Annotated in this window: 13 protein-coding genes and 1 tRNA gene; 11 read left to right on the top strand and 3 right to left on the bottom strand. The window is 69.5% G+C overall.

Annotated features, from left to right (window positions below; translation table 11 throughout):
* Positions 1 to 21 precede the first annotated feature (21 nt).
* Together FHT32_RS04640 and FHT32_RS04635 are read left to right on the top strand one after the other, a co-directional pair.
* Positions 22 to 2,328: a methyl-accepting chemotaxis protein gene (locus tag FHT32_RS04640; RefSeq protein WP_176663433.1), complete on the top strand. Its 2,307-nt coding sequence runs from the start codon at positions 22 to 24 to the stop codon at positions 2,326 to 2,328.
* A 186-nt stretch (positions 2,329 to 2,514) separates the two neighbouring features.
* Positions 2,515 to 8,706, top strand: a complete 6,192-nt coding sequence (locus tag FHT32_RS04635) for an Hpt domain-containing protein (RefSeq protein ID WP_176663432.1) — start codon at positions 2,515 to 2,517, stop codon at positions 8,704 to 8,706.
* Between the two features lie 70 nt (positions 8,707 to 8,776).
* Here FHT32_RS04635 and FHT32_RS04630 read toward each other — a convergent pair whose 3' ends face one another.
* Complete coding sequence (locus tag FHT32_RS04630; RefSeq protein WP_176663431.1) at positions 8,777 to 10,276, bottom strand: deoxyribodipyrimidine photo-lyase; 1,500 nt, start codon at positions 10,274 to 10,276, stop codon at positions 8,777 to 8,779.
* Here FHT32_RS04630 and FHT32_RS04625 point away from each other — a divergent pair, their 5' ends adjacent.
* The 7 genes from FHT32_RS04625 to FHT32_RS04595 all read left to right on the top strand — a co-directional run bounded on the left by FHT32_RS04625 (position 10,277) and on the right by FHT32_RS04595 (position 15,357).
* Positions 10,277 to 10,876, top strand: coding sequence for a YqgE/AlgH family protein (locus FHT32_RS04625; RefSeq protein WP_093205621.1), 600 nt, complete (start codon positions 10,277 to 10,279; stop codon positions 10,874 to 10,876).
* Between the two features lie 11 nt (positions 10,877 to 10,887).
* Positions 10,888 to 11,322: a Holliday junction resolvase RuvX gene (gene ruvX / locus FHT32_RS04620; protein WP_176663430.1), complete on the top strand. Its 435-nt coding sequence runs from the start codon at positions 10,888 to 10,890 to the stop codon at positions 11,320 to 11,322.
* A complete protein-coding gene (pyrR, locus tag FHT32_RS04615) occupies positions 11,319 to 11,816 on the top strand; it encodes a bifunctional pyr operon transcriptional regulator/uracil phosphoribosyltransferase PyrR (RefSeq protein WP_176663429.1) in 498 nt (165 codons plus the stop codon). Before ruvX ends, pyrR begins: the two co-directional genes overlap by 4 nt.
* Positions 11,816 to 12,778 (top strand): aspartate carbamoyltransferase catalytic subunit, encoded by a 963-nt coding sequence (locus FHT32_RS04610; protein WP_019656265.1) that lies wholly within the window; start codon positions 11,816 to 11,818, stop codon positions 12,776 to 12,778. The genes pyrR and FHT32_RS04610 overlap by 1 nt, the downstream gene beginning before the upstream one ends.
* Before the next feature lie 139 nt (positions 12,779 to 12,917).
* Positions 12,918 to 14,204, top strand: a complete 1,287-nt coding sequence (locus FHT32_RS04605) for a dihydroorotase (RefSeq protein ID WP_176663428.1) — start codon at positions 12,918 to 12,920, stop codon at positions 14,202 to 14,204.
* Positions 14,205 to 14,220: 16 nt separating this feature from the next.
* Positions 14,221 to 14,967, top strand: a complete 747-nt coding sequence (locus FHT32_RS04600) for a 1-acyl-sn-glycerol-3-phosphate acyltransferase (protein ID WP_176663427.1) — start codon at positions 14,221 to 14,223, stop codon at positions 14,965 to 14,967.
* Between the two features lie 60 nt (positions 14,968 to 15,027).
* On the top strand, positions 15,028 to 15,357 hold the full coding sequence (locus FHT32_RS04595) for a hypothetical protein (RefSeq protein WP_176663426.1): 330 nt from the start codon (positions 15,028 to 15,030) through the stop codon (positions 15,355 to 15,357).
* 280 nt (positions 15,358 to 15,637) lie between these two features.
* On the opposite strand, the gene FHT32_RS04590 is transcribed toward FHT32_RS04595, so the two are convergent.
* On the bottom strand, positions 15,638 to 18,463 hold the full coding sequence (locus FHT32_RS04590; protein WP_176663425.1) for a hypothetical protein: 2,826 nt from the start codon (positions 18,461 to 18,463) through the stop codon (positions 15,638 to 15,640).
* Between the two features lie 653 nt (positions 18,464 to 19,116).
* A tRNA-Arg gene (locus tag FHT32_RS04585) sits at positions 19,117 to 19,191 on the bottom strand.
* Between the two features lie 253 nt (positions 19,192 to 19,444).
* Here FHT32_RS04585 and FHT32_RS04580 point away from each other — a divergent pair.
* Positions 19,445 to 20,476, top strand: coding sequence for a tripartite tricarboxylate transporter substrate binding protein (locus FHT32_RS04580; RefSeq protein ID WP_176663424.1), 1,032 nt, complete (start codon positions 19,445 to 19,447; stop codon positions 20,474 to 20,476).
* A 114-nt stretch (positions 20,477 to 20,590) separates the two neighbouring features.
* Positions 20,591 to 21,112, top strand: coding sequence for a tripartite tricarboxylate transporter TctB family protein (locus tag FHT32_RS04575; protein ID WP_176663423.1), 522 nt, complete (start codon positions 20,591 to 20,593; stop codon positions 21,110 to 21,112).
* Positions 21,113 to 21,144: the final 32 nt, after the last annotated feature.

Genomic DNA, 21,144 nt, shown 5'->3' with positions numbered 1-21,144 from the left:
AAACCACCTGAAGGACCGACCGTGAGCTCGATCGCCGACAAGTTCAAGAAATTACTGCCCGTGACCAACGGCAACGACAAGGCCCGCGTCGATGGCTCCGGTTCGATATCGATCGACGATGTCGACACCGTCCAGGTTCCGGACGAAAAGACCGTGCGCCTCGCAAAGAAGGGCGCCGCGCCCGACACCAGCTTCGGCGATGTCGACCTGCCCGGCGGCGGAGATGCCGCCAACGAGCCCGGCGCGGCGGACGTCGAGGCCCTGCCCGACGCCACCGGCGGCCGTGCGGGCTCCAGCCCCGCGAAGCAGCAGCGTATCCTGGCCATCCTGCTGGCGGTCGTGGTGCTGTTGCTGCTGCTGGTCGCCGGCTCCTCCATTCTTCGCGCCGAACGCCTCGCGCAGCAGGTGGCGGCCACCGGCCAGTCGCTGATGCAGTCGCAGCGCCTCGCCAAGTCGATCTCGCAGGCCCTCGTGGGCAGCCCCTCGGCCTTCGTCGAAGTGAAGGACGCCGCCGACGACCTCTCGCGCCGCGTGCACGGCCTGACCAACGGCGACGACTCCCTGCGCCTGGAAGCCGTCGGCAACCAGTACGACGAGGAGATGGGCAAGATCAATCCGCTCGTCACCCGCGCCGAGGCCAGCGCCAAGGCCGTGCTGGCCCAGCGCCAGATCCTGACGCAGGTGGGCGCCGCCTTGCGCGACATCAACCAGCAGTCGTCCACGCTGCTCGAGATGACGGAAACCGTCGCATCGCTGAAGATGCAGCAGAACGCCACGCTGCCCGAGATCTCGGCCGCCGGCCAGCTCGTGATGCTGACGCAGCGCATCGGCAAGTCGACCAACGAGTTCTTCACGGTCGAGGGCGTGAACCCCGACGCCGTGTTCCTGCTGGGCAAGGACCTGAACACCTTCCAGGAAACCACCCGCGGCCTGCTCGACGGCAATGCGCAGCAGCGATTCCCCGGCTCGAAGGACCCGCAGACGCGCCAGCAGCTCGAGGCCATCCTGAAGACCTACGAACAGATGCGCACGCAGGCTTCGGCCATTCTGGGCAACCTGCAGGGCCTGGTGGCGGCGCGCGAAGCGCAGGCATCCATCCTGACCGACAGCGAGCCGCTGCGTAAGTCACTGGGCGACCTGCAGGAAAAGCTCTCCGCCCGCACCGGCCTGGGCGCCGGCACCATCGTGCTGCTGTTCGTGCTGTCGCTGGCCGCCCTGGCACTCGCAGGCGCCATCGGTTTCGTGCAGGTGCGCGAAGGCCGCGAACGCGCCGCCATCGCCGAACGCGAGCGTCTGGCCGCCGAACAGGCTTCCGACGAGGCCAGCCGCGTGAACAACGCCAACCAGGCCGCCATTCTTCGCCTGATGAACGAACTGCAGACAGTGGCCGAAGGCGACCTGACGCAGGAAGCGACCGTGACCGAGGACATCACCGGCGCCATCGCCGACTCGGTGAACTACACGGTGGAAGAACTGCGGCTGCTGGTGGGCAACGTGCAGAACACGGCAACCCGCGTGGCGCAGACGACGTCGCAGGTGGAAAGCACCTCGACTGAACTGCTGGCGGCTTCCACCGAACAGCTGCGCGAGATTCGCGAAACCGGCCAGTCGGTGCTGACCATGGCGGAGCGAATCAACGGCGTGTCCACCCAGGCGCAAGAGTCCGCCACTGTGGCGCGCCAGTCGCTGCAAGCCGCATCGTCGGGTCTGCAGGCCGTGCAGAACGCCATCGGCGGTATGAACTCCATCCGCGACCAGATCCAGGAAACCTCCAAGCGGATCAAGCGCCTGGGCGAATCGTCGCAGGAGATCGGTGAAATCACCGAACTGATCTCGGACATTACCGAACAGACGAACGTGCTGGCCCTGAACGCAGCCATCCAGGCAGCGTCCGCCGGTGAAGCCGGCCGAGGCTTCTCGGTGGTGGCGGAAGAAGTTCAGCGACTGGCCGAACGCTCCGCGGACGCCACGCGCCAGATCTCGGCGCTGGTGAAGGCGATTCAGACCGACACGCAGGACGCGGTGGGCGCCATGGAGCGTTCCACGCAGGGTGTGGTCGAAGGGGCCAAGCTGTCCGACAACGCGGGTACCGCGCTGTCCGAGATCGACCGCGTGTCGCGCCGACTCGCCGACCTGATCGAGCAGATTTCGCAATCCGCCTCCCGCGAAGCCGATTCGGCGAACGTGGTGGCCGCGAACATCCAGCACATCTTCGCGGTGACGGAACAGACCGGAGAAGGTACGCGTACCACGGCACAGCAGGTGCGCGAACTCTCGCAGATGGCCGAAGAACTGCGCCGTTCCGTGGCCCGTTTCAAGATTGCGTGATGAAGCTCTCCCCCGGCCTTCGCGCACTTCGTGTCGCTTCGGCAACCCCCTTCCGGGGGCAACACCTGCGGCCCGGCGAAGCCGGTTGCGCGGTGTTCCCTGAAGCGGCTGCGACGGCCTCCTGCATTAGGGGCGCTTTGCGCCCATTGAAAAACTGACAGTCAAAAGAAACGGCGAGCATCCAACGTGTCGATTCAAACCCCTGCCACGGCCCCTCACGCCGGCAACGCGCCGGTCACCGAAGACCTCGGGCCGCTGGCCTGGGTGCTGGGAGAAATCCAGAAATCCCTCGACGGTGTAGGCAAGTCGTTGCGGCGCTTCGTGCGCGAAGTGGACGCCGCGAGCGAGCCCGAGGCCGGCCCGCTGCAGATGGCCCGCCAGCAGCTGCACCAGGCCGTCGGCGCGCTCCAGATGGTGGGGCATTCCTCGCCCGCGCTGGTGCTGGGCGCCATCGAGTTCGCGGTGCAGGGCTTCATCGCCGAGCCGCAGCGCTGCACCGAAGCGGCAGTGAACAAGATCGAGCGTGCCGGCTTCGCCGTCACCGACTTCCTCGGCGCGCTGCTGGCCGGCAAGCCGGTCTCGTCGGTGGCGCTCTTTCCCCAATACCGTGACGTGCTGGAGCTCGTCGGCAACGAGCGCGTGCATCCGGCCGACCTCTGGAGCACCGCCTGGCGCTGGGTCGAGATCAAGCCGGCGCTCACGCAGGCGGCCATCGCCTACGACCCGTCCGTGCGCTCGCGGCTCGACCGCGAGGTGCTGCAGCTCATCAAGAGCGGCGACACGCAGGCCGCGCGCCGGCTGCACGCGCTGTGCCTGGGCCTCGGCCGCGGCGCGCTGCTGCCCCGCGTCGCGAGCTTCTGGACGCTGGCCGCCGGCTTCTTCGAGGCCCTGGCCACCGGGCTGATCACGCCCGACGCCTACGTCAAGCGCGCCGCCTCGCGCGTGCTGCTGCAGTACGCGACGCTCGCGCGCGGCGACAGCGTCGTGTCCGACCGCCTGGGCCAGGATCTGCTCTTCTTCTGTGCGCAGGCCGTGCCCGCGGCAGGCGACGACGCCGCCACGCTGCGCACCGTGCGCCTCGCCTGGGGCATCGCCAGCGAACAGTACGTCGACTACAACGTCGAGCAGTTCGGCCGCTTCGATCCGCTGGTGCTGCAGCAGGCGCGCAAGCGCATCGAGACCGCCAAGGAAATGTGGTCGGCGCTCTCGGGCGGCGACATCACCCGCACGCGCCAGGTGGCCGACACCTTCGCGCAGCTGGGCGAATCGCTGCAGAAACTGCATCCGCCGAGCCTGCCGATGGTGCAGGCCCTGACCCACGCGGTCGAGGCTTCCGTGCGTTCCGGCCAGGCGCCGGGCACCGAGCTCGCGATGGAAGTCGCCACCTCGGTGCTCTACCTGGAAGCCGCCCTCGAAGACCTCGACCCGAGCGATCCGCAGCTCACCGCCCGCACGCTGCAGCTGGCGGGCCGCATCGAGCGCGTGCGCGCCGGCGGCCATTCCGAGCCGCTCGAGCCGTGGATGGAGGACCTCTACCGCCGCGTGAGCGACCGCCAGACCATGGGCACCGTGGTCGACGAGCTGCGCAGCCACCTGGCCGAACTCGAGAAGTCGCTCGACCAGTATTTCCGCCGCCCCGCCGAAAAGGGCCTGCTGCGCACCGTGCCGACGCAACTCCTGCAGATGCGCGGCGTGTTCTCCGTGCTCGGCCTCGACCAGGCCGCCCTCACCGTGCAGCGCATGCGCGAGGACGTCGAGGCGATGCTCGTCAGCACCTCGCCGGCCGAGGAAATGGCCGGCTTCGACGCGCTGGGCAACAACCTCGGTGCGCTCGGCTTCCTGATCGACATGCTGGGCTACCAGCCGGCGCTGGCCAAGCGCCTGTTCGTGTTCGACGCCGACGCCGGCGAACTCAAGCCGCTGATGGGCCGCCAGGCCGCCGACGCCACCGCCGGCGAGGGTGCCGCGCCCAGCCAGGCACCGGCCGCTCCGGTGCTCAGCATCGAGGAAGTCGACGCCCAGATCGCCTCGAAGCTCGCGGCGCTCGCCGCGCCCAAGGCCAAGCCCTCGCCGATCGAGGAGTTCAGCAGCAAGGCCGACAGCTGGACCCACAAGATCTCCGGTCCGGCCGCGCTGCCCGACACCGAAGTCACCGAGCTCGAAGAAGACGACCTGCAGAACATCTTCCTCGAGGAGGCTCGCGAGGTCGTGCAGAACGGCTTGGCCGCCATCGAGGAACTCGCCAGCTACCCGGACGACACCGAGGAACTCACGATCCTGCGCCGCGCCTTCCACACGCTCAAGGGCAGCTCGCGCATGGTCGGCCTCACCGAGTTCGGCGATGCCGCCTGGTCGCTCGAACAGGTGCTCAACACCTGGCTGGCCGACCAGCGCGCCGCCACGCCCGAACTGCTGGCAGGCACCGAACGCACGATGAAGGAGTTCGGCGAGTGGGTCGAGGCCATCGCCTCGGGTTCCGCCCATGGCTGGAAGTCCGCCCCGTTCAGCCGCGTGGCCAACGCACTGCTGGCGGGCGAGCCCGTGCCCCCGCCGGTGCGCGTGGCCGATGCCGAAGCCCTCGCGGTGGCCGCGCGCCACATCGCGGCCGAGCCGCCCGTTTCTACGCCTGAGCCTGCACCCCTCGAGGTTGCGGCCCCCGTGGCGGCGGAGCTGCCCCCGCTCCAGCTGCCCGACCTGCCGGACCTGTCCCTGACGGCCGAAGCCCTCGCGCCGGCACCTGCCGCCGCAGCTCCGGAAGCTCCCGCGGTTCCCGAAGCCCCGTTCGAAACCCTGGCCTGGCAGGAGCCGGAGCCCGCGAAGGCCCCCGCGACGCCCGAGGCCGACGACGATTTCGCCTCGACCGACTTCATCGACTTCGAGGCCAAGCAGACCGACGAACCCCCGCCGCCGCTGGTGCTGCCGAGCGGCGAGATGTTCGACTTCCTGGCGCCGCCCGCCAGGACGCCGGCCGTCGTGGAACTGAAGTCGGAGCCCGCCGAACCGCTGGCTCCCGCTGCCGAACCCGAATCCATCGTCAGCTCCGTGCCCACCACGGCCGGCCTGCCCGACCTGCAATGGGAGCCCGAGCCGCTGCCCGTGCAGGCCGCCGCCGAACCCGTCATCGAGCCCGCCGTGGAACCGGAGACGGTCGAGGCCGCGCCCGAGCCGCTGCATGCGCTGCATTTGGAAGAGCCGGTCGCCGAGGCCGCGCCGCAGCCGGCTGCCGAAGCTGAACCCGAACCCGAACCCGAACCCGAACCCGCCCCGGTGGCCGCCGAGGAAGTGGTCGCGCCCATCTTCGAGGCACCCGCCGAGCCCGAGGAAGCGCAGATCCTCGTCGCCGACGCCGCTCCCGAGCCGGTCGTGGCCGCGGCACCCGCCGCGGCGCCGCAGGAAAGCGCCGAGGACCAGGTCAAGGTGATCGGCCCGCTGCGCATCGGCATCCAGCTCTACAACGTCTACCTCAACGAGGCCGACGAATGGTCCCGCCAGCTCGCCACCGACGTGGGCGAATGGGCGCTCGAGTCGCATAAGCGCCTGTCCGACTCGACCGTCGCGCTGGCCCATTCGCTGGCCGGCAGCTCCGCCACCGTCGGCTTCCACAGCCTTTCGGGCATGGCCCGCCTGTTCGAGGCCGCGCTGCAGCACCTGCAGATGCAGGGCAGCGGCACCCGCGAGCAGGGCATGGTGCTGGTGGCCGCGGCCGACGAGCTGCGCCGCCTGCTGCACCAGTTCGCGGTCGGCCTGCTGCGCGATCCCGCCGAAGGCACGCTGCAGGCGCTGCGCGACATCGCCAATTCGCCGATGCCCACCGAAGCCGCCATGCGCGCCGAAGCCCGGCCGCTGCCGCAGGTGGTGGTCAGCGAGCCCGTCGCCGACGTGGCGCTGGACGACTCCGAAGACGCCATCGACCTGGCCGACGCGGTCGACGTCGACCTGTTCCCCATCTTCGAGGAAGAGGCGGCCGAACTGCTGCCCCAGCTCGGCGAAGCGCTGCGCCAGTGGGCGCACCACCCCGACGACAGCGCGCCGCGCGCCTCGGTGCTGCGCACGCTGCACACGCTCAAGGGCAGCGCGCGGCTGGCCGGCGCCATGCGCCTGGGCGAGCGCGCGCACCGCATGGAGTCCGAGATCGAAGTCCTGGGTTCCCAGGGCGCCGAGCGGGCCGACATCGAGAAGCTGCTGGCCCGCCTCGACACCCTGCAGGCCACCTTCGACGCGCTGCGCGCGGCCGACGACGCCACGCAGGTCGAGCTGGCCCAGATCGTGGCCGCGGCCACTTCGGCGGCGCCCGTCGCCGTCGCTTCCCAGGCGCCCGAAGCCGGCGTGCCGGCGAACGACGAAACCGTCGCGCCCGCGGCGAGCCTCGACGACGAGCCCGCCGCCGAAACGGCGCCGGCGGCAACGGCAACCGACGCGGCACCCGCCACGCTGCAGCCGCGCCCCGCGCCGGCCGCCCTGGTGGCACCGCTGCGCGCCGCGACCGGCCAGGCCGTGCGCATCCGCACCCAGCTGCTCGACCGCCTGGTCGCGCAGACCGGCGAGGTCATCATCACGCGTTCGCGCCTGGAGGCCGAACTCGGCCAACTGCGCGGCTCGCTGTCCGATCTCACGGGCAACCTGGACCGCCTGCGCCAGCAGCTGCGCGACATCGAGGTGCAGGCCGAAAGCCAGATGCAGTCGCGCCTCGCACAGGCCAAGGACTCGCAGCAGAGCTTCGACCCGCTGGAGTTCGACCGCTTCACCCGCGTGCAGGAGCTCACGCGCATGATGGCCGAGTCGGTGAACGACGTGGCCACCGTGCAGCGCACCCTGCAGAAGACGGTGCAGGCGACGGAAGACGACCTCAGCGTGCAGGCGCGCCAGACACGCGAACTGCAGCGCGGCCTGCTGCGCACGCGAATGGTGGAGTTCGAGGGCATCTCCGACCGCCTCTATCGCGTGGTGCGCCAGGCTTCGAAGGACACCGGCAAGCAGGTGCGCCTGGACATCGTCGGCGGCTCCATCGAAATGGACCGCGGCGTGCTCGACCGGATGACGCCCGCCTTCGAGCACCTGCTGCGCAACTGCGTGGCCCACGGCATCGAGGATGCGGCGGTGCGCGAGAAGGCCGGCAAGGACGCCAGCGGCCTGATCGTCATCGACCTGCACCACGAGGGCAACGACGTGTCGGTGAGCTTCCGCGACGACGGCGCCGGCCTCGACCACAAGCGCATCGCCGAGCGTGCCCGCACGCTGGGCCTGCTGGGCGCCGACCAGGAGCTCACGCCCGAGGAGGCCACCGAGCTGATCTTCAAGCCCGGCTTCTCGACGGCGGGGCAGGTTTCCGAACTCGCCGGCCGCGGCATCGGCATGGACGTGGTGCGCGCGCAGATCGCCGCGCTCGGCGGCCGCATCGAGACGCACAGCACGCCGGGCCAGGGCACCATCTTCAAGCTGGTGCTGCCGCTGACCACCGCCGTGACGCACGTGGTGATGCTGCGCGCGGGCGAGGTGTCCATCGGCGTGCCGTCGAACCTGGTGGAACTGGTGCAGCGCGTGGGCGCGGCCGACCTCGAGGCCGCCTACCTGCACAACAGCCACCCCTTCGGCAGCGAGCAGGTGCCGTTCTACTGGACCGGCGCGCTGCTGCAGGCTTCCACCCGCAGCGGACAGGGCCTGGCCAAGAACAACACCATCGTGGTCGTGCGAAGCGCGGCGCAGCGCGTGGCCCTGCACGTGGACGAAGTTCTGGGCAACCAGGAAGTCGTGGTGAAGAACCTCGGCCCGCAGCTGGCGCGGCTGCCCGGACTGGCCGGCATCTCGGTGCTGGCCTCGGGCGCGGTGGCGCTGATCTACAACCCGGTGGCGCTGGCGGCGGTGCACGGCGAACAGGCGCGCGAGCGCCAGGCCGCCGCGCTCGCGGCGCCCGCGGTGCAGGCCTCGGCCGCCGTGGCCGACCAGGGCGCGCCGCAGGAGCCGTTGCAGACGCTGGCCCCGGCGGTGCCGCAGATTCCGCTGGTGCTGGTGGTGGACGACTCCATCACCGTGCGCCGCGTCACGCAGCGCCTGCTGCAGCGCGAAGGCTATCGGGTGTCGCTCGCGGCCGACGGCCTGCAGGCGCTGGAGCGGCTGCAGCAGGAGCGCCCGGCGGTGGTGCTGTCGGACATCGAGATGCCGCGCATGGACGGCTTCGACCTGGCCCGCAACATCCGCGCCGACGCGGCCCTGGCCGAACTGCCGATCATCATGATCACCTCGCGCATCGCCGAGAAGCACCGCGACTACGCGCGCACGCTGGGCGTGAACCACTACCTCGGCAAGCCGTACTCGGAAGAGGAACTGCTGCGCCTGGTGCGTGCGTACACGAGCGAGTCGGCGCTGGCGGTCGCGGCCTGACGCGCCTGGCCTGCCGCTCCATCGAAAAAGGGCCCATGTGGCCCTTTTTCTTTTCCGGTTCCTGCGCTTCCTATTTCTGCAGCGCCTTCGCGCGCGCCACGCCGTAGCGCTGCAGCGTCTTCTCGCGGGCCTCGGCGTGGTCGACCACCGGCTTCGGATAGTTTTCGCCGAGCTTGATGCCGGCGGCTTCGAGCTCTACCGGCGAGGCCAGCCAGGGCGCGTGGATCGCCGTGTTCGACAGTCCCGCGAGCTGCGGCAGGTAGCGGCGGATGAACTTGCCCTCGGGGTCGAAGCGCTCGCTCTGGGTCACCGGGTTGAAGATGCGGAAGTAGGGCTGGGCGTCGCAGCCGCTGGAGCTGGCCCACTGCCAGCCGCCGTTGTTCGAGGCCAGCTCGAAGTCGTTGAGGTGCAGCGCGAAGTAGGCCTCGCCGCGGCGCCAGTCCAGCCCCAGGTCCTTGCACAGGAAGCTCGCGGCCACCATGCGCAGGCGGTTGTGCATGTAGCCGCTCTGGTTGATCTGCAGCATGGCGGCGTCCACCAGCGGATAGCCGGTGCGGCCGTTGCACCAGGCGTCGAAGAGCTGGTCGGCGTGCTTGCCGTGGTGCCACTGGATCTTGTCGTACTCGGGGCGGAAGCTCTTGGACTCGCCGCCTTTGTGCACGTGCGGGAAGTGCGCCAGGATCTGGAAATAGAACTCCCGCCAGATCAGCTCGCTCAGCCAGGTCGCCGCGCCCGTGTTGCCCTGCAGCGAGAGCTGGTGCGACAGGCTCGCCATCTGCCGGATCGACACCGTGCCGAAGCGCAGGTGGATGCCCATGTAGCTGGGGCCGCGCACGGCGGGGAAGTCGCGTGCCTGGTCGTAGCGGTCGATGCGCTCGAAGAAGTCCTCGAAGAGCTTGCCGGCGCCGCTGGTGCCGGTGGGGATCTCCAGCGTCGACAGGTTGCTCTTCTCGAAGCCGATCTCGCGCAGCGCGGGCACCGGCTCGCCGTAGGCCTGGGGCGAGGGGGCGAGCGCATCGGCGTGGTTGCGTACCGGGTACGGCTTGAGGAAGAAGGAGTCGAGCTTGGCCAGCCAGGCCCGCTTGTAGGGCGTGAACACCGTGTAGGGCTGGCCGGTCTTGGTCATGACCTCGTCGCGGTCGAAGACGGTCGAGTCCTTGTAGGTGTGGAAGGTCACGCCCGCGTTGGCCAGGGCGCCGAAGACCTTGGCGTCGCGCTCCAGCGCGTCGGGCTCGTCGTCGCGGTTGGCGAACACCGCCTGCACACCCAGTTCGCGGGCCAGCGCCGGGATCTCCTGCGCCGCCACTGCGTGCCGCACGATCAGCCCGCCACCCAGGGCGCGCAGCCCGGCCTCGAGCTCCACCAGCGATTCGCGGATGAACTCCACCCGGCGGTCGACCGTGGGCAGGGCGTCCAGGATCGCCTTGTCGAACACGAACACGCACAGCACCTGCCGGCAGGCCCGAAGCGCACGGTAGAGGGCGGCGTTGTCGTCCACGCGCAGGTCGCGGCGGAACCACATGAGCCCTTTGGGATAGGTCTTGTCGACGGCCAGTAAAATCGGGGGCATATGGCCGCCGATTCTGCCCCGATGAACCTCACGCATCACTTTTTGATAGCGATGCCCGGGATGGAAGACAAAACTTTCAACCGCAGCGTCGTGTACCTCTGCGAACACAGCGAGCGCGGCGCGCTCGGCCTGGTGATCAACAAACCCAGCGACATCAACCTCAAGGTGCTCTTCGAGAAGATCGAGCTGCACCTGGCCCGCCCCGAACTGGGCGAAGCCCCCGTCTTCCAGGGCGGCCCGGTACAGACCGAGCGCGGCTTCGTGCTGCACGAGCCGGTCTTCACCCAGGCCGAGAAGCCCGAGGAATCCGTCTACGCCTCGACCATGACCATCCCCGGCGGGCTCGAGATGACTACCTCCAAGGACGTGCTGGAGGCCCTGGCCACCGGCGCGGGCCCGCGCAAGGTGCTGGTTTCCCTGGGCTACGCGGCCTGGGGCGAAGGGCAGCTCGAATCCGAGCTGGCCGAGAACAGCTGGCTCACCGTGGGCGCCGACCCGGCCGTGATCTTCGACACCCCGATCGAGCAGCGCTACGACAAGGCGCTGATGCTGCTGGGCCTGGAGGCCTGGAAGCTCTCGCCCGACGCCGGACACGCTTGAGCCCAGCCGCCATGCCGGACGCTCCCGCTCCCACCGCTTCTTCTTCCGTTCCTGTTCCCGTCCATTTCCAGAGCTTCCTGGCCTTCGATTTCGGCCTCAAGCGCACGGGCGTGGCCAGCGGCAACCGGCTGCTGCGCACCGCCACGCCCCAGCCGACCATCAAGGCCGAGGGCGACGCCCGCTTCGCGCAGGTCGAGGCGCGCATCAAGGAATGGCAGCCCGACGCGCTGGTGATCGGCGTGCCGTACCACCCCGACGGCGCCGCGCACGAGAACACCCGCCGCGCGCAGAAGTTCGCGCGCCAGCTGCGCGGCCGTTTCAATCTCCAGGTGTTCGAAGTCGACGAGCGCTACAGCACGACCGAGGCGTTGTCGTCAGGCGCCCGCGACGCCGATGCCGCATCGGCCTGCATCATCCTGGAGCAATTTCTAAGGAGTCTTTCGTGAGTTCAATTCCCGATGCCGAAGCGCTCTACACGAAGCTGCTGGCCGGCGTGAAGCCGTTGATGCGCCTCGACACCAGGCTGGTTGGCATCACCTCCGGCGGCGCATGGCTGGTCGAGCGGCTGCAGAAGGACCTGGGCCTGCCCGGCGCGCCCGGCGTCATCTCCTCGGCCATGCACCGCGACGACTTCGCGCGCCGCGGCCTGTCGGCCAGCGCGCAGACCTCGCTGCCCTTCGACGTGAACGGCGCCGACGTGCTGCTGCTCGACGACGTGCTCTACACCGGCCGCACCATCCGCGCGGTGCTCAACGAGCTGTTCGACTTCGGCCGCCCGGCCAGCGTGCGCCTGGCGGTGCTGGTGGACCGTGGCGGCCGCGAACTGCCCGTGGCCGCCGACTTTGCCGCGACGACGCTCACGCTGCCGAACTCCCAACTGTTGGCCCTGGCCCGCGCTGCCGACGGCGCATTCAGCCTGAAGCTGGAGGAAAGCAAGTAATGCTCTACAAGCGAAACCCCCAGCTCAACAAGAACGGCGAGCTGATCCACCTGCTGTCGATCGAGGGCCTGCCCAAGGACATCGTCACGCACATCCTCGACACGGCCGCCAACTTCACGAGCGTGAGCGACCGCGAGGTGAAGAAGGTGCCGCTGCTGCGCGGCAAGAGCGTGTTCAACCTGTTCTTCGAGAACAGCACGCGCACGCGCACCACCTTCGAGATCGCCGCCAAGCGCCTGAGCGCCGACGTGATCAACCTCGACATTGCGCGCTCCTCGGCCACCAAGGGCGAGTCGCTGCTGGACACCATCGCCAACCTGAGCGCCATGGCCGCCGACCTGTTCGTGGTGCGCCACAGCGAGTCGGGCGCGCCCTACCTGATCGCGCAGCATGTGGCGCCGCACGTGCACGTGGTGAACGCCGGCGACGGCCGCCACGCGCACCCGACGCAGGGGCTGCTCGACATGTACACGATCCGCCACTACAAGAAGGATTTCTCGAATCTCACGGTCGCCATCGTCGGCGACGTGCTGCATTCGCGTGTGGCGCGCTCCGACATCCACGCGCTCACCACGCTGGGCTGCGCCGAGGTGCGCGTGGTCGGCCCGAAGACTCTGGTGCCCGGCGACATGGCCGGCATGGGCGTGCGCGTGTGCCACACGCTCGAAGAGGGCATCAAGGACTGCGACGTGGTCATCATGCTGCGCCTGCAGAACGAACGCATGAGCGGCGCGCTGCTGCCCTCGTCGCAGGAGTTCTTCAAGACCTTCGGCCTCACGCAGGAAAAGCTGCAGCTGGCCAAGCCCGACGCCATCGTGATGCACCCGGGCCCCATCAACCGCGGCGTGGAGATCGACTCCGCCGTGGTCGACGGCAAGCAGAGCGTGATCCTTCCGCAGGTGACCTTCGGCATCGCCGTGCGCATGGCGGTGATGAGCATCGTGGCGGGGAACGAGGCATAGAAATGTTGCTCGCCCCCAGTCTTCGCGCACTTGGTGTCGCTTCGCCAACCCCCTGCCGGGGGCAACACCGGTGGCCCGGCGAAGCCGGTTCCACGGTGTTTCCCGAAAAGGCCATGACCGTCACCGGAAGTACAGACGCATGAACATCCACATCACCAATGGCCGCGTTGTCGACCCCGCGTCGGGCATCGATGAAAAGGCCGACATCGCCATCGCCGACGGAAAGATCGCCGGCATCGGCAACGGCATTCCCGCTGGCTTCAAGGCCGGGCGCACCATCGACGCCACCGGCTGCATCGTCGCGCCGGGCCTCGTCGACCTGGCCGCGCGGCTGCGCGAGCCCGGCTACGAGCACGAGGGCATGCTCGAAAGCGAGATGGCCGCGGCCATCGCCGGCGGCGTGACCAGCCTCGTGTGCCCGCCCGACACCGACCCGGTGCTCGACGAGCCCGGCCTGGTCGAGATGCTCAAGTTCCGCGCCGAGAAACTGCAGGCCGCGCGCCTGTTCCCGCAGGGCGCGCTCACGCGCGGCCTCGCCGGCGGCGTGCTCACCGAGATGGCCGAGCTCACCGAGGCCGGCTGCATCGGCTTCGGCCAGGCCGAGGTGCCGCTGGCCGACACGCAGGTGCTGCAGCGCGCGCTCTCCTACGCCAGCACCTTCGGCTACACAGTGTGGCTGCGGCCACAGGATCGCGACCTCGGCAAGGGCGTGGCCGCCAGCGGCCCGCTCGCCACGCGGCTGGGGCTGGGGGGCGTGCCGGTGTCGGCCGAGACCATCGCCATCTTCACCATCGTCGAGCTCATGAAGAGCACCGGCGCGCGCGTGCACCTGTGCCGCATCTCCAGCGCCCGCGGCGTGGAGCTGGTGCGCCAGGCCAAGGCGCAGGGCCTGCCGATCACCTGCGACGTGAGCATCAACTCGCTGCACCTGGCCGACACCGACATCGGCTACTTCGACAGCCGCGCCCGCCTGAACCCGCCGCTGCGCCAGCAGGGCGACCGCGACGCGCTCTCCGCCGCGCTGGCCGACGGCACCATCGATGCGCTGGTGTCCGACCACACGCCGGTCGAGGCCGACGCCAAGACGCTGCCCTTCGCCGAAGCCGAGGCGGGCGCCACCGGCCTCGAACTGCTGCTGCCGCTCGCGCTGCGCTGGGGCGAGCGAAGCGGCGCCGGCATCGCGCGCGCCATCGAGGTGGTCACCGCCGCGCCTGCGCGCCTGCTGGGCGCCGACCACGCGGCCACCGGCATCGGCCGCCTGCAGCCAGGCGGCGTGGCCGACCTGTGCATCGCCGATCCGGCGCTCGAATGGCAGGTGGAGCCCGGCGCGCTCAGGAGCCAGGGCAAGCACACGCCGTTCGCCGGCTATCCGCTGCAGGGCCGCGCGCGGCACACGCTCGTCGCCGGCCGCATCGTCCACGGATGAGAGGGCCGGCGCGCCGATGCTTCATTCGCTGAAAGCCGGCTGGCGCCTGCTGCGCGCGGTGGCGCACGCGGCCTCGGGCTGGTGGACGATCCGCTTCACCTTCCCGAAGCTCTCGCAGCCCGAGCGCAACGCGCGCGTGCAGGCGTGGTCGCGGCGCATGCTGGAGCTGATGGGCATCACGCTGGTGGTGCAGGGGACGCCGCCTGCCAAGGGGCCGATGCTGCTGATCTGCAACCACCTCTCGTGGCTGGACATCACCACCATCCACGCCGCGCGGCACGTGCGCTTCGTGTCCAAGTCGGACGTGAAGGGCTGGCCGCTGATCGGCACGCTGTCCACCGGCTCGGGCACGCTCTACATCGAGCGCGAACGCCGCCGCGACGCACTGCGCGTGGTGCACCACATGACCGACGCGCTGCGCAGCGGCGACCTGATCGGCGTGTTCCCCGAAGGCACGACCAGCGACGGCCGGGGCCTGCTGCCCTTCCATGCCAACCTGCTGCAGGCGTCGATCTCCTCGGGCGCGCCCGTGCTGCCCGCCGCGCTGCGCTTCGCCGATGCCGCCACCGGCGAGACCAGCCAGGCGCCGCGCTACATCGACGACGACAACCTCGTCGTCTCGCTGTGGAACACGCTGCGCGCGCCGCCGCTCCTGGCCATCGTGCGCTTCGGCGAGCCGCAGGACCCGCACGGCCGCGACCGCCGTGCGTGGGCGCAGTCGCTGCATGAAGACGTGCAGCAGCTGAGGCGCGAGACGCACTGACGCAGCATGGGCCGGCTCGCGAATGATGTCCAGCCCGGCAGCAGGATCGGAGCGCGACGCGTGAGGCTCACCGATATCTGTTCCTTCTTCCTGGGCATCGTCATGATCACGGCCGCATGCGCGGCCGCCGCCCAGGCGCGCAAGCCTTTGCCGCCCGGCGTGGCCGGCGTGATGCGCATCGACGCCGGCACCGACTACGTGTTCCTCGACAGGCCCACCACCGTCGGCGGCGCGTGCAAGGGGTGGAAGGCGGTGTCGATACAGGCCCCGGGCCCGGCCGGATCGGGCATCACCAACCTCATGTGCTGGAAGGAATCGAACGGCCAGCTGCTGACGGCGACCGAGGCGAAGGTCACGCCGCAGGTCGCGCCGATGAGCCTGATCCGCTGAGGCGGCGGCCGCGGGTTGGCCGTGCCGGCTGTTGGTGTTGCTGCTGCTGCGCGGATGGAGCGCAAGCCAGGCAAAAAAAGCGCTCCTCGAGGGAGCGCTTAACGGCGCACGAATGCGCCGCGAGGAGGAACCGGAACCGAAATCCACTGAACCTCCACATTGACTCCGCGCGCCGCCCGCTCATGCGGGACAGGGCAAGGCAAGTACGTGAGCGCCTGCCTACAGCATCACCGTCCTCGCGGACCTGCGTGCCCGCGTGCGGGCGGGCAGGTCGCTCCGCTCAGCCCAGCAGGCCGTGCAGGATGTTGGTGACCGGGCTCACGACATGGCTCACCGTCTGCTCGACCTGGCTGGTGATCGGCGCCACGACTTCGCCCACGCCCGCGGCGACGGCACCGGCCGCGCTTTCGGCCACGTGCGCCACCGTCTCGACCACCGGCGCCACGGTGCCGCTGGTGCCCGCCAGGATGTCTGTGGCCGGAGCCGCGGCAGTGGAGGCCGCGTGGGCCGCCGGAGCGGTCGCCTCGCTCGTTGCCGACTGCAGCACGTTGGCCAGCGGGCCGTCGTCGCCACCGAGCGAGCCGAGCAGGTGTCCGACGAGGCCGTCCGCACCCAGCACGCTGCCGACGAGTCCTTCATCGCCGAGAAGGTTGCTCACGACACCGTCTTCGCCGAGCACGCCGCCCAGCAGGCCGCCGGTGCTGCCGCCGCCGGTCACGCCACCGAGCAGGCCGCCCACAAGGCCGTCCTCGCCCAGCAGACCTCCGACCAGGCCGCCGGCGTCGCCGTTGGTGACGCTGCCGAGCAGGCCGCCCACGAGGCCGTCCTCGCCAAGCAGACCTCCGACCAGGCCACCGGCATCGCCGTTGGTGACGCTGCCGAGCAGGCCACCGACGAGGCCGTCTTCGCCGAGCAGACCTCCGACGAGGGCACCGGCGTCGCCGTTGGTGACGCTACCGAGCAGGCCACCAACGAGGCCGTCGTCCCCCAGCACGCCGCCGAGCAGGCCGCCATCGCCGCCGAGGACACCGCCCAGCAGACCGTCGTCACCCAGCACGCCACCGAGCAAGCCACCGTCACCACCGAGCACGCCACCCAGCAGACCGTCGCCGCCCAGGACACCACCGAGCAGGCTGCCCAGCGGACCAGCGGCGCCCAGCAGGCCGTCGTCTCCCAGAACACCGCCAAGCAAGCCGTCTCCGCCAAGGAGGCCGCCGATCAGGCCGTTGTCGCCGAGTACGCCGCTCAACAATCCGTCTTCGCCGCCGAGCAGGCCGCCCAAGGGGGTGGCGCCCAGCAGCTCGCCGACCACGCCATCGGGTCCGAGCACGCTGTCGGCCAGCCCTCCTTCGCCGAGCAAACCGCCGGTGAGACCGTCGCTGCCCAACAGGCCGGCGAGCGAGCCGTCGCCGCCGAGCACGCCTCCGAGCAGACCGTCGTCACCGCCGAGCAGGCCGCCCAGCAGACCATCGTCGCCCAGTACGCCGCCAAGCAGGCCTCCATCGCCGCCGAGAACGCCGCCCAGCAGACCGCCGTCTCCCAGCACGCCGCCGAGCAGACCACCATCGCCGCCGAGAACGCCGCCCAGCAGGCCGTCGTCGCCCAGGACGCCACCGAGCAGACCACCGTCGCCACCAAGCAGGCCGCCCAGCAGGCCGTCATCTCCCAACACGCCACCGAGCAAACCACCATCGCCGCCCAGTACGCCGCCGAGCAGTCCGCCATCCCCCAGCAGCTGCCCGACCAGCCCGTCTTCGCCGAGCACGCTGCCCACCAGGCTGCCGTCGCCCAGCAGGCCCTCGAGCACCTGGCCGACCACGCCGTCGTCGCCGACCAGGCCGTCCACCAAGCCGTCGATGCCCAGGCCGGTGGTCACGCCGCCGAGCAGGCCGCCGCTGCCGAGCACGTTCCCGAGGATGTTGTTGAGCGCATCGGTCAGGTAGTCGACCTGGCCGTTGAGCGACCCGACGAGCGCGCCGGTCAATCCGTTGCCCAGCAGGCCGTCGACAACGGGGGTGAGCACGCCGCCGAGGTCGGCGGTGATGTTGTCGACGGTGTTGTCCAGCGGGTCGAACCCGTTCGGATCGTTGGGCCTGAACTCGTTGCCGGCGATGGGCGAGAGCACGTTGTCGACCAGGTCGGTGAGGCCGTCGGTCGTGGGCAGCAGCGAGCCCAGCGTGCCCGCGGAGTGCGTGACCGCGGCGCTGCGCGCTGCGGCTGCCGTACCGCCGCCGCCCAGGCCGAGCAGGTTGTCGAGGGAGCCGACCAGATGCCCGACGGCGCCGTCGCCCGGATCGAGCAGGTGGTCGGCGTCGGCGTCTGCGTCCGAATCCGCGTCGGAATCCGAGTCCGAATCGGAATCCGAGTCGGAATCCGAATCCGAATCCGAGTCCGAGTCCGAGTCGGCATCTGCATCGGAGTCCGCGTCGGCATCCGCATCTGCGTCGGCATCGGCGTCCGCATCCGCGTCGGAGTCTGCATCGGCATCGCTTTCGCCGATGCCTGGAACGAAGAAGGGAACCGCGCTGTCGCTGCCGCCGCCCCCTCCGCCCAGCGCGGCCGCGAGCCCGATGGCGCCCAGCGCGCCGAGCGCGAACTCGCCCAGCCCGATGCCGCTGCCGGCGGCGGTCTTCTTGCTCACCGCGAGCGCGGCGGCTTCGGCGTCGCTGTCGGGCGCGGTCACTTCGAGGTCGCCGGAAGCCACGTCCACGTTCACCTGTTCGAGCCCGCTGGCCAGCTTGGTCGAACTGATGGTGGCGTCGGTGCCGCCGGTGAACACGCCGGCCAGCGGCGCCTTGTTGGTGGCCGATCCGGGGAAGAGGACGTTGGCGTGGCCGTCCTGCGGAACGATCACGCGGTCCCCGGCCATCAGCGTCTGGCTGCCCGAGACGGGAATCGCCACCCCGTCGCGCATGACGACCGTGCCGGGCGTGGCGTTGGACAGCGAGCCGACACCGGCCGGCGCGGCCGGTGCTGCTGCCGTGGCGGTGCTGGCCGCGCCCATGGGAGCGACGGGCCTGACTGTCGATTGCGCGAGGATCACCGGCGCGACCCCGCTGTCGGCGCCTCCGGCGGTCGAAGAAATCGTTGTGTTGGCATCCGTCATGGCAGCCTCCTCGATGGTTGGACTGGTTGACGGGGCAACTTGTGTGCCGCTTTTTTGTGCAACCGGCAGTGATGCGTCCGTTTGCGTGCAAGTTGTTGATTTGCCTGCGGATTTTTGACGGGCAAGGGGTCTGGGAGGTCGAGCGGAAGGCCTTCCGGCGGGCGCGCTTCGGCGCTTGTTACGTAGCGTTGCTACATGCCCGGCCCGTAACAAGCGCCTGCGCGGACCGGTTGTCGCGGCAGCCCGGCGAGAGCTTCAGCTCCTGGGTCCGCGCAAGGCGCCGGCGTCTTCGTCGAACACGGGTTCCAGCTCGGTGGACCACGACCCGCCGTGTTCGATCACGGCCAGTTGCCCTACGAAGCTTTCGATGGCGCTCTGCCGGCGGGCTGGATCGTCCCCCGCTGCTTCAGTCGCTGAAATCCCGGCCGGCGAAATTCTCTATGGATGGGGCGCCGTACCGGATAGCTTGCGCAGCTCGTTCGATATGCGGCGCCGGGCCTGCTCATTGAAAGAAAGACGTGTTCCTCGCTGCCGGGCGTGAGGTCGCAATCGCAGAAGAGGCACGTGTCCATGGCCGCCTTCGCAGTCTGTTCTTGAACCGTGTCCCGGCCTTGTCCCAGCCAAAAAAAAGCCGTTGAACATCAACGGCTTGCTGGTGCCTTCGACAGGAATCGAACCTGTATCTGAGTCTTAGGAGGACCCCGTTCTATCCATTGAACTACGAAGACCGGATGGGGATGCACGGGGGCGCGAGCCGCGGTGCGCACGCGATTTTATAGGGTTCGCGATGACAGTCCCGGCCGGGGCCACCGGCAACCCCGTGCGCATCGCCAGCGCGGGCTAACCCGAATACGAAATCTTCGAAAAGTTGACCGCGATCAAGCCGCCTCGAATCGGCGGCGCGCACCATCGTGCCCGTTCGCATCTCTGCTCAGATTCAAGAACAAAAAAGAGCGAAATCACTACACAGGAGACACCCTGATGAAGAAGATCGCCTCGAACGTTCTGAGCCGCGCGACTGCCGTCCTCGCCACCACTGCCGCTGCTGCGGCGCTGGCCACCGGCGCCGCGCCCGCCTTCGCATGGGAACCCACCAAGCCGGTGGAGTTCGTGATTCCCGCCGGCACCGGCGGGGGCGCCGACCAGATGGGCCGGCTGCTGCAGGGCATCGTCATCAAGTACAAGCTGATGAAGGAGCCGTTGATCGTCGTCAACAAGTCCGGCGGCGCGGGCGCCGAGGGCTTCCTGGCCGTGAAGGAGGCGAAGGGCGATCCGCACAAGATCGTCATCTCGCTGTCGAACCTGTTCACCACGCCGATGGCCACCGGCGTGCCCTTCAACTGGAAGGACATGACGCCGGTCGCGATGCTGGCGCTCGACCAGTTCGTGCTGTGGACCAATGCCTCCGAGCCCTACAAGAGCGCCGGCGACTACATCGGCGCGGTGAAGGCCGCGGGGCCGAACAAGTTCAAGATGGCCGGCACCGGCTCGAAGCAGGAAGACCAGATCATCACGGTCGCGCTGGAGAAAGCCACGGGCACCAAGTTCATCTACGTGCCCTTCAAGGGCGGCGGCGAGGTGGCGGTGCAACTGGTGGGCGGGCACGTGCAGTCGACGGTGAACAACCCGATCGAGGCGGTGGCGCAGTGGCGCGCGGGCAAGCTGCGCGCGCTGTGCGTGTTCGACGACGAGCGCATGCCCTTCAAGGCCAAGGTCACCGACACGCAGTCGTGGAACGACATCCCCACCTGCAAGGAAGCGGGCGTGCCCACCAGGTACACGATGCTGCGCGGCATCTTCATGCCGCCGGGCGTCACGCCCGACCAGCTCGCCTTCTACAAGGACCTGCTGACCAAGGTGGCCGCCACGCCGGAGTGGAAGGAGTACATGGAGAAGGGCGCCTTCAACCCGACCTTCCTGACCGGCGATGCCTTCGCGAAGTGGCTCACCGAGGCCGAGGCCACGCACCGCACGCTGATGTCCGACGCGGGCTTCCTCGCGAGCAACAAGTAGGCCGGCGCGGGCCAGCCGGCTGCGACGACTGCCGCGCACGGCGTGCGGCAGCGGGCGCGTGTGCCAGGAGCGCACGCCGATTTCCTTCTTCCAAACAACCACGATGGGGGCTCCATGGAGCACGACGAAACATCCGAGGGCCCGGCGCGCACGGGCATCTCCACCCACCTCGTAGAGGCGGCGGTCGCGGTGGCGCTGCTGGTCATCGGCCTGGTGGTGGTCTTCGAGGCGCGCAAGCTCGGCGCCGGCTGGACCACCGACGGCCCCGGCGCCGGCTACTTCCCGTTCTTCATCGGCGTGATCATCACGATCTCGGGCGCCGGCATCCTCTACCAGTCGCTGCTGGGCAAGAGCCGCAACACGGCGGTCTTCGTCGACTCGGTGCAGCTCAGGCGCGTGCTCTCGGTGCTGGTGCCGGCCACGGTCTACGTGCTGGCCATCGCCATCGTCGGCATCTACGTGGCATCGGCGATCTACATCGCGCTCTTCATGATGGTGCTGGGCAAGTACGCGTGGTTCAAGAGCGTGTTCGCCGCGCTGGCCGTCAACACGCTCTTCTTCTGCATGTTCGAGGTCTGGTTCAAGGTGCCGCTCTTCAAGGGCGCGCTCGATCCGCTTCGATTCCTCGGCTACTGACGACCGAACCCAACACTCACGGAGCACAAGCG

This window comes from Variovorax sp. SG517 (assembly GCF_013376045.1).
Taxonomy (GTDB): Bacteria; Pseudomonadota; Gammaproteobacteria; order Burkholderiales; family Burkholderiaceae_C; genus Variovorax.
Note: the sequence above shows the minus strand (reverse complement) of the source record. Positions and strands in the feature narration are given on the sequence as shown.

Excerpts from the sequence above, each read along its gene's own strand:
- FHT32_RS04630 (WP_176663431.1), bottom strand. The coding sequence starts at position 10,276 with ATGCCCCCGATTTTACTGGCCGTCGACAAGACCTATCCCAAAGGGCTC.
- FHT32_RS04625 (WP_093205621.1), top strand. The coding sequence starts at position 10,277 with ATGGCCGCCGATTCTGCCCCGATGAACCTCACGCATCACTTTTTGATA.
- ruvX (WP_176663430.1), top strand. The coding sequence starts at position 10,888 with ATGCCGGACGCTCCCGCTCCCACCGCTTCTTCTTCCGTTCCTGTTCCC.
- FHT32_RS04610 (WP_019656265.1), top strand. The coding sequence starts at position 11,816 with ATGCTCTACAAGCGAAACCCCCAGCTCAACAAGAACGGCGAGCTGATC.
- FHT32_RS04605 (WP_176663428.1), top strand. The coding sequence starts at position 12,918 with ATGAACATCCACATCACCAATGGCCGCGTTGTCGACCCCGCGTCGGGC.
- FHT32_RS04600 (WP_176663427.1), top strand. The coding sequence starts at position 14,221 with ATGCTTCATTCGCTGAAAGCCGGCTGGCGCCTGCTGCGCGCGGTGGCG.
- FHT32_RS04590 (WP_176663425.1), bottom strand. The coding sequence starts at position 18,463 with ATGACGGATGCCAACACAACGATTTCTTCGACCGCCGGAGGCGCCGAC.
- FHT32_RS04580 (WP_176663424.1), top strand. The coding sequence starts at position 19,445 with ATGAAGAAGATCGCCTCGAACGTTCTGAGCCGCGCGACTGCCGTCCTC.
- FHT32_RS04575 (WP_176663423.1), top strand. The coding sequence starts at position 20,591 with ATGGAGCACGACGAAACATCCGAGGGCCCGGCGCGCACGGGCATCTCC.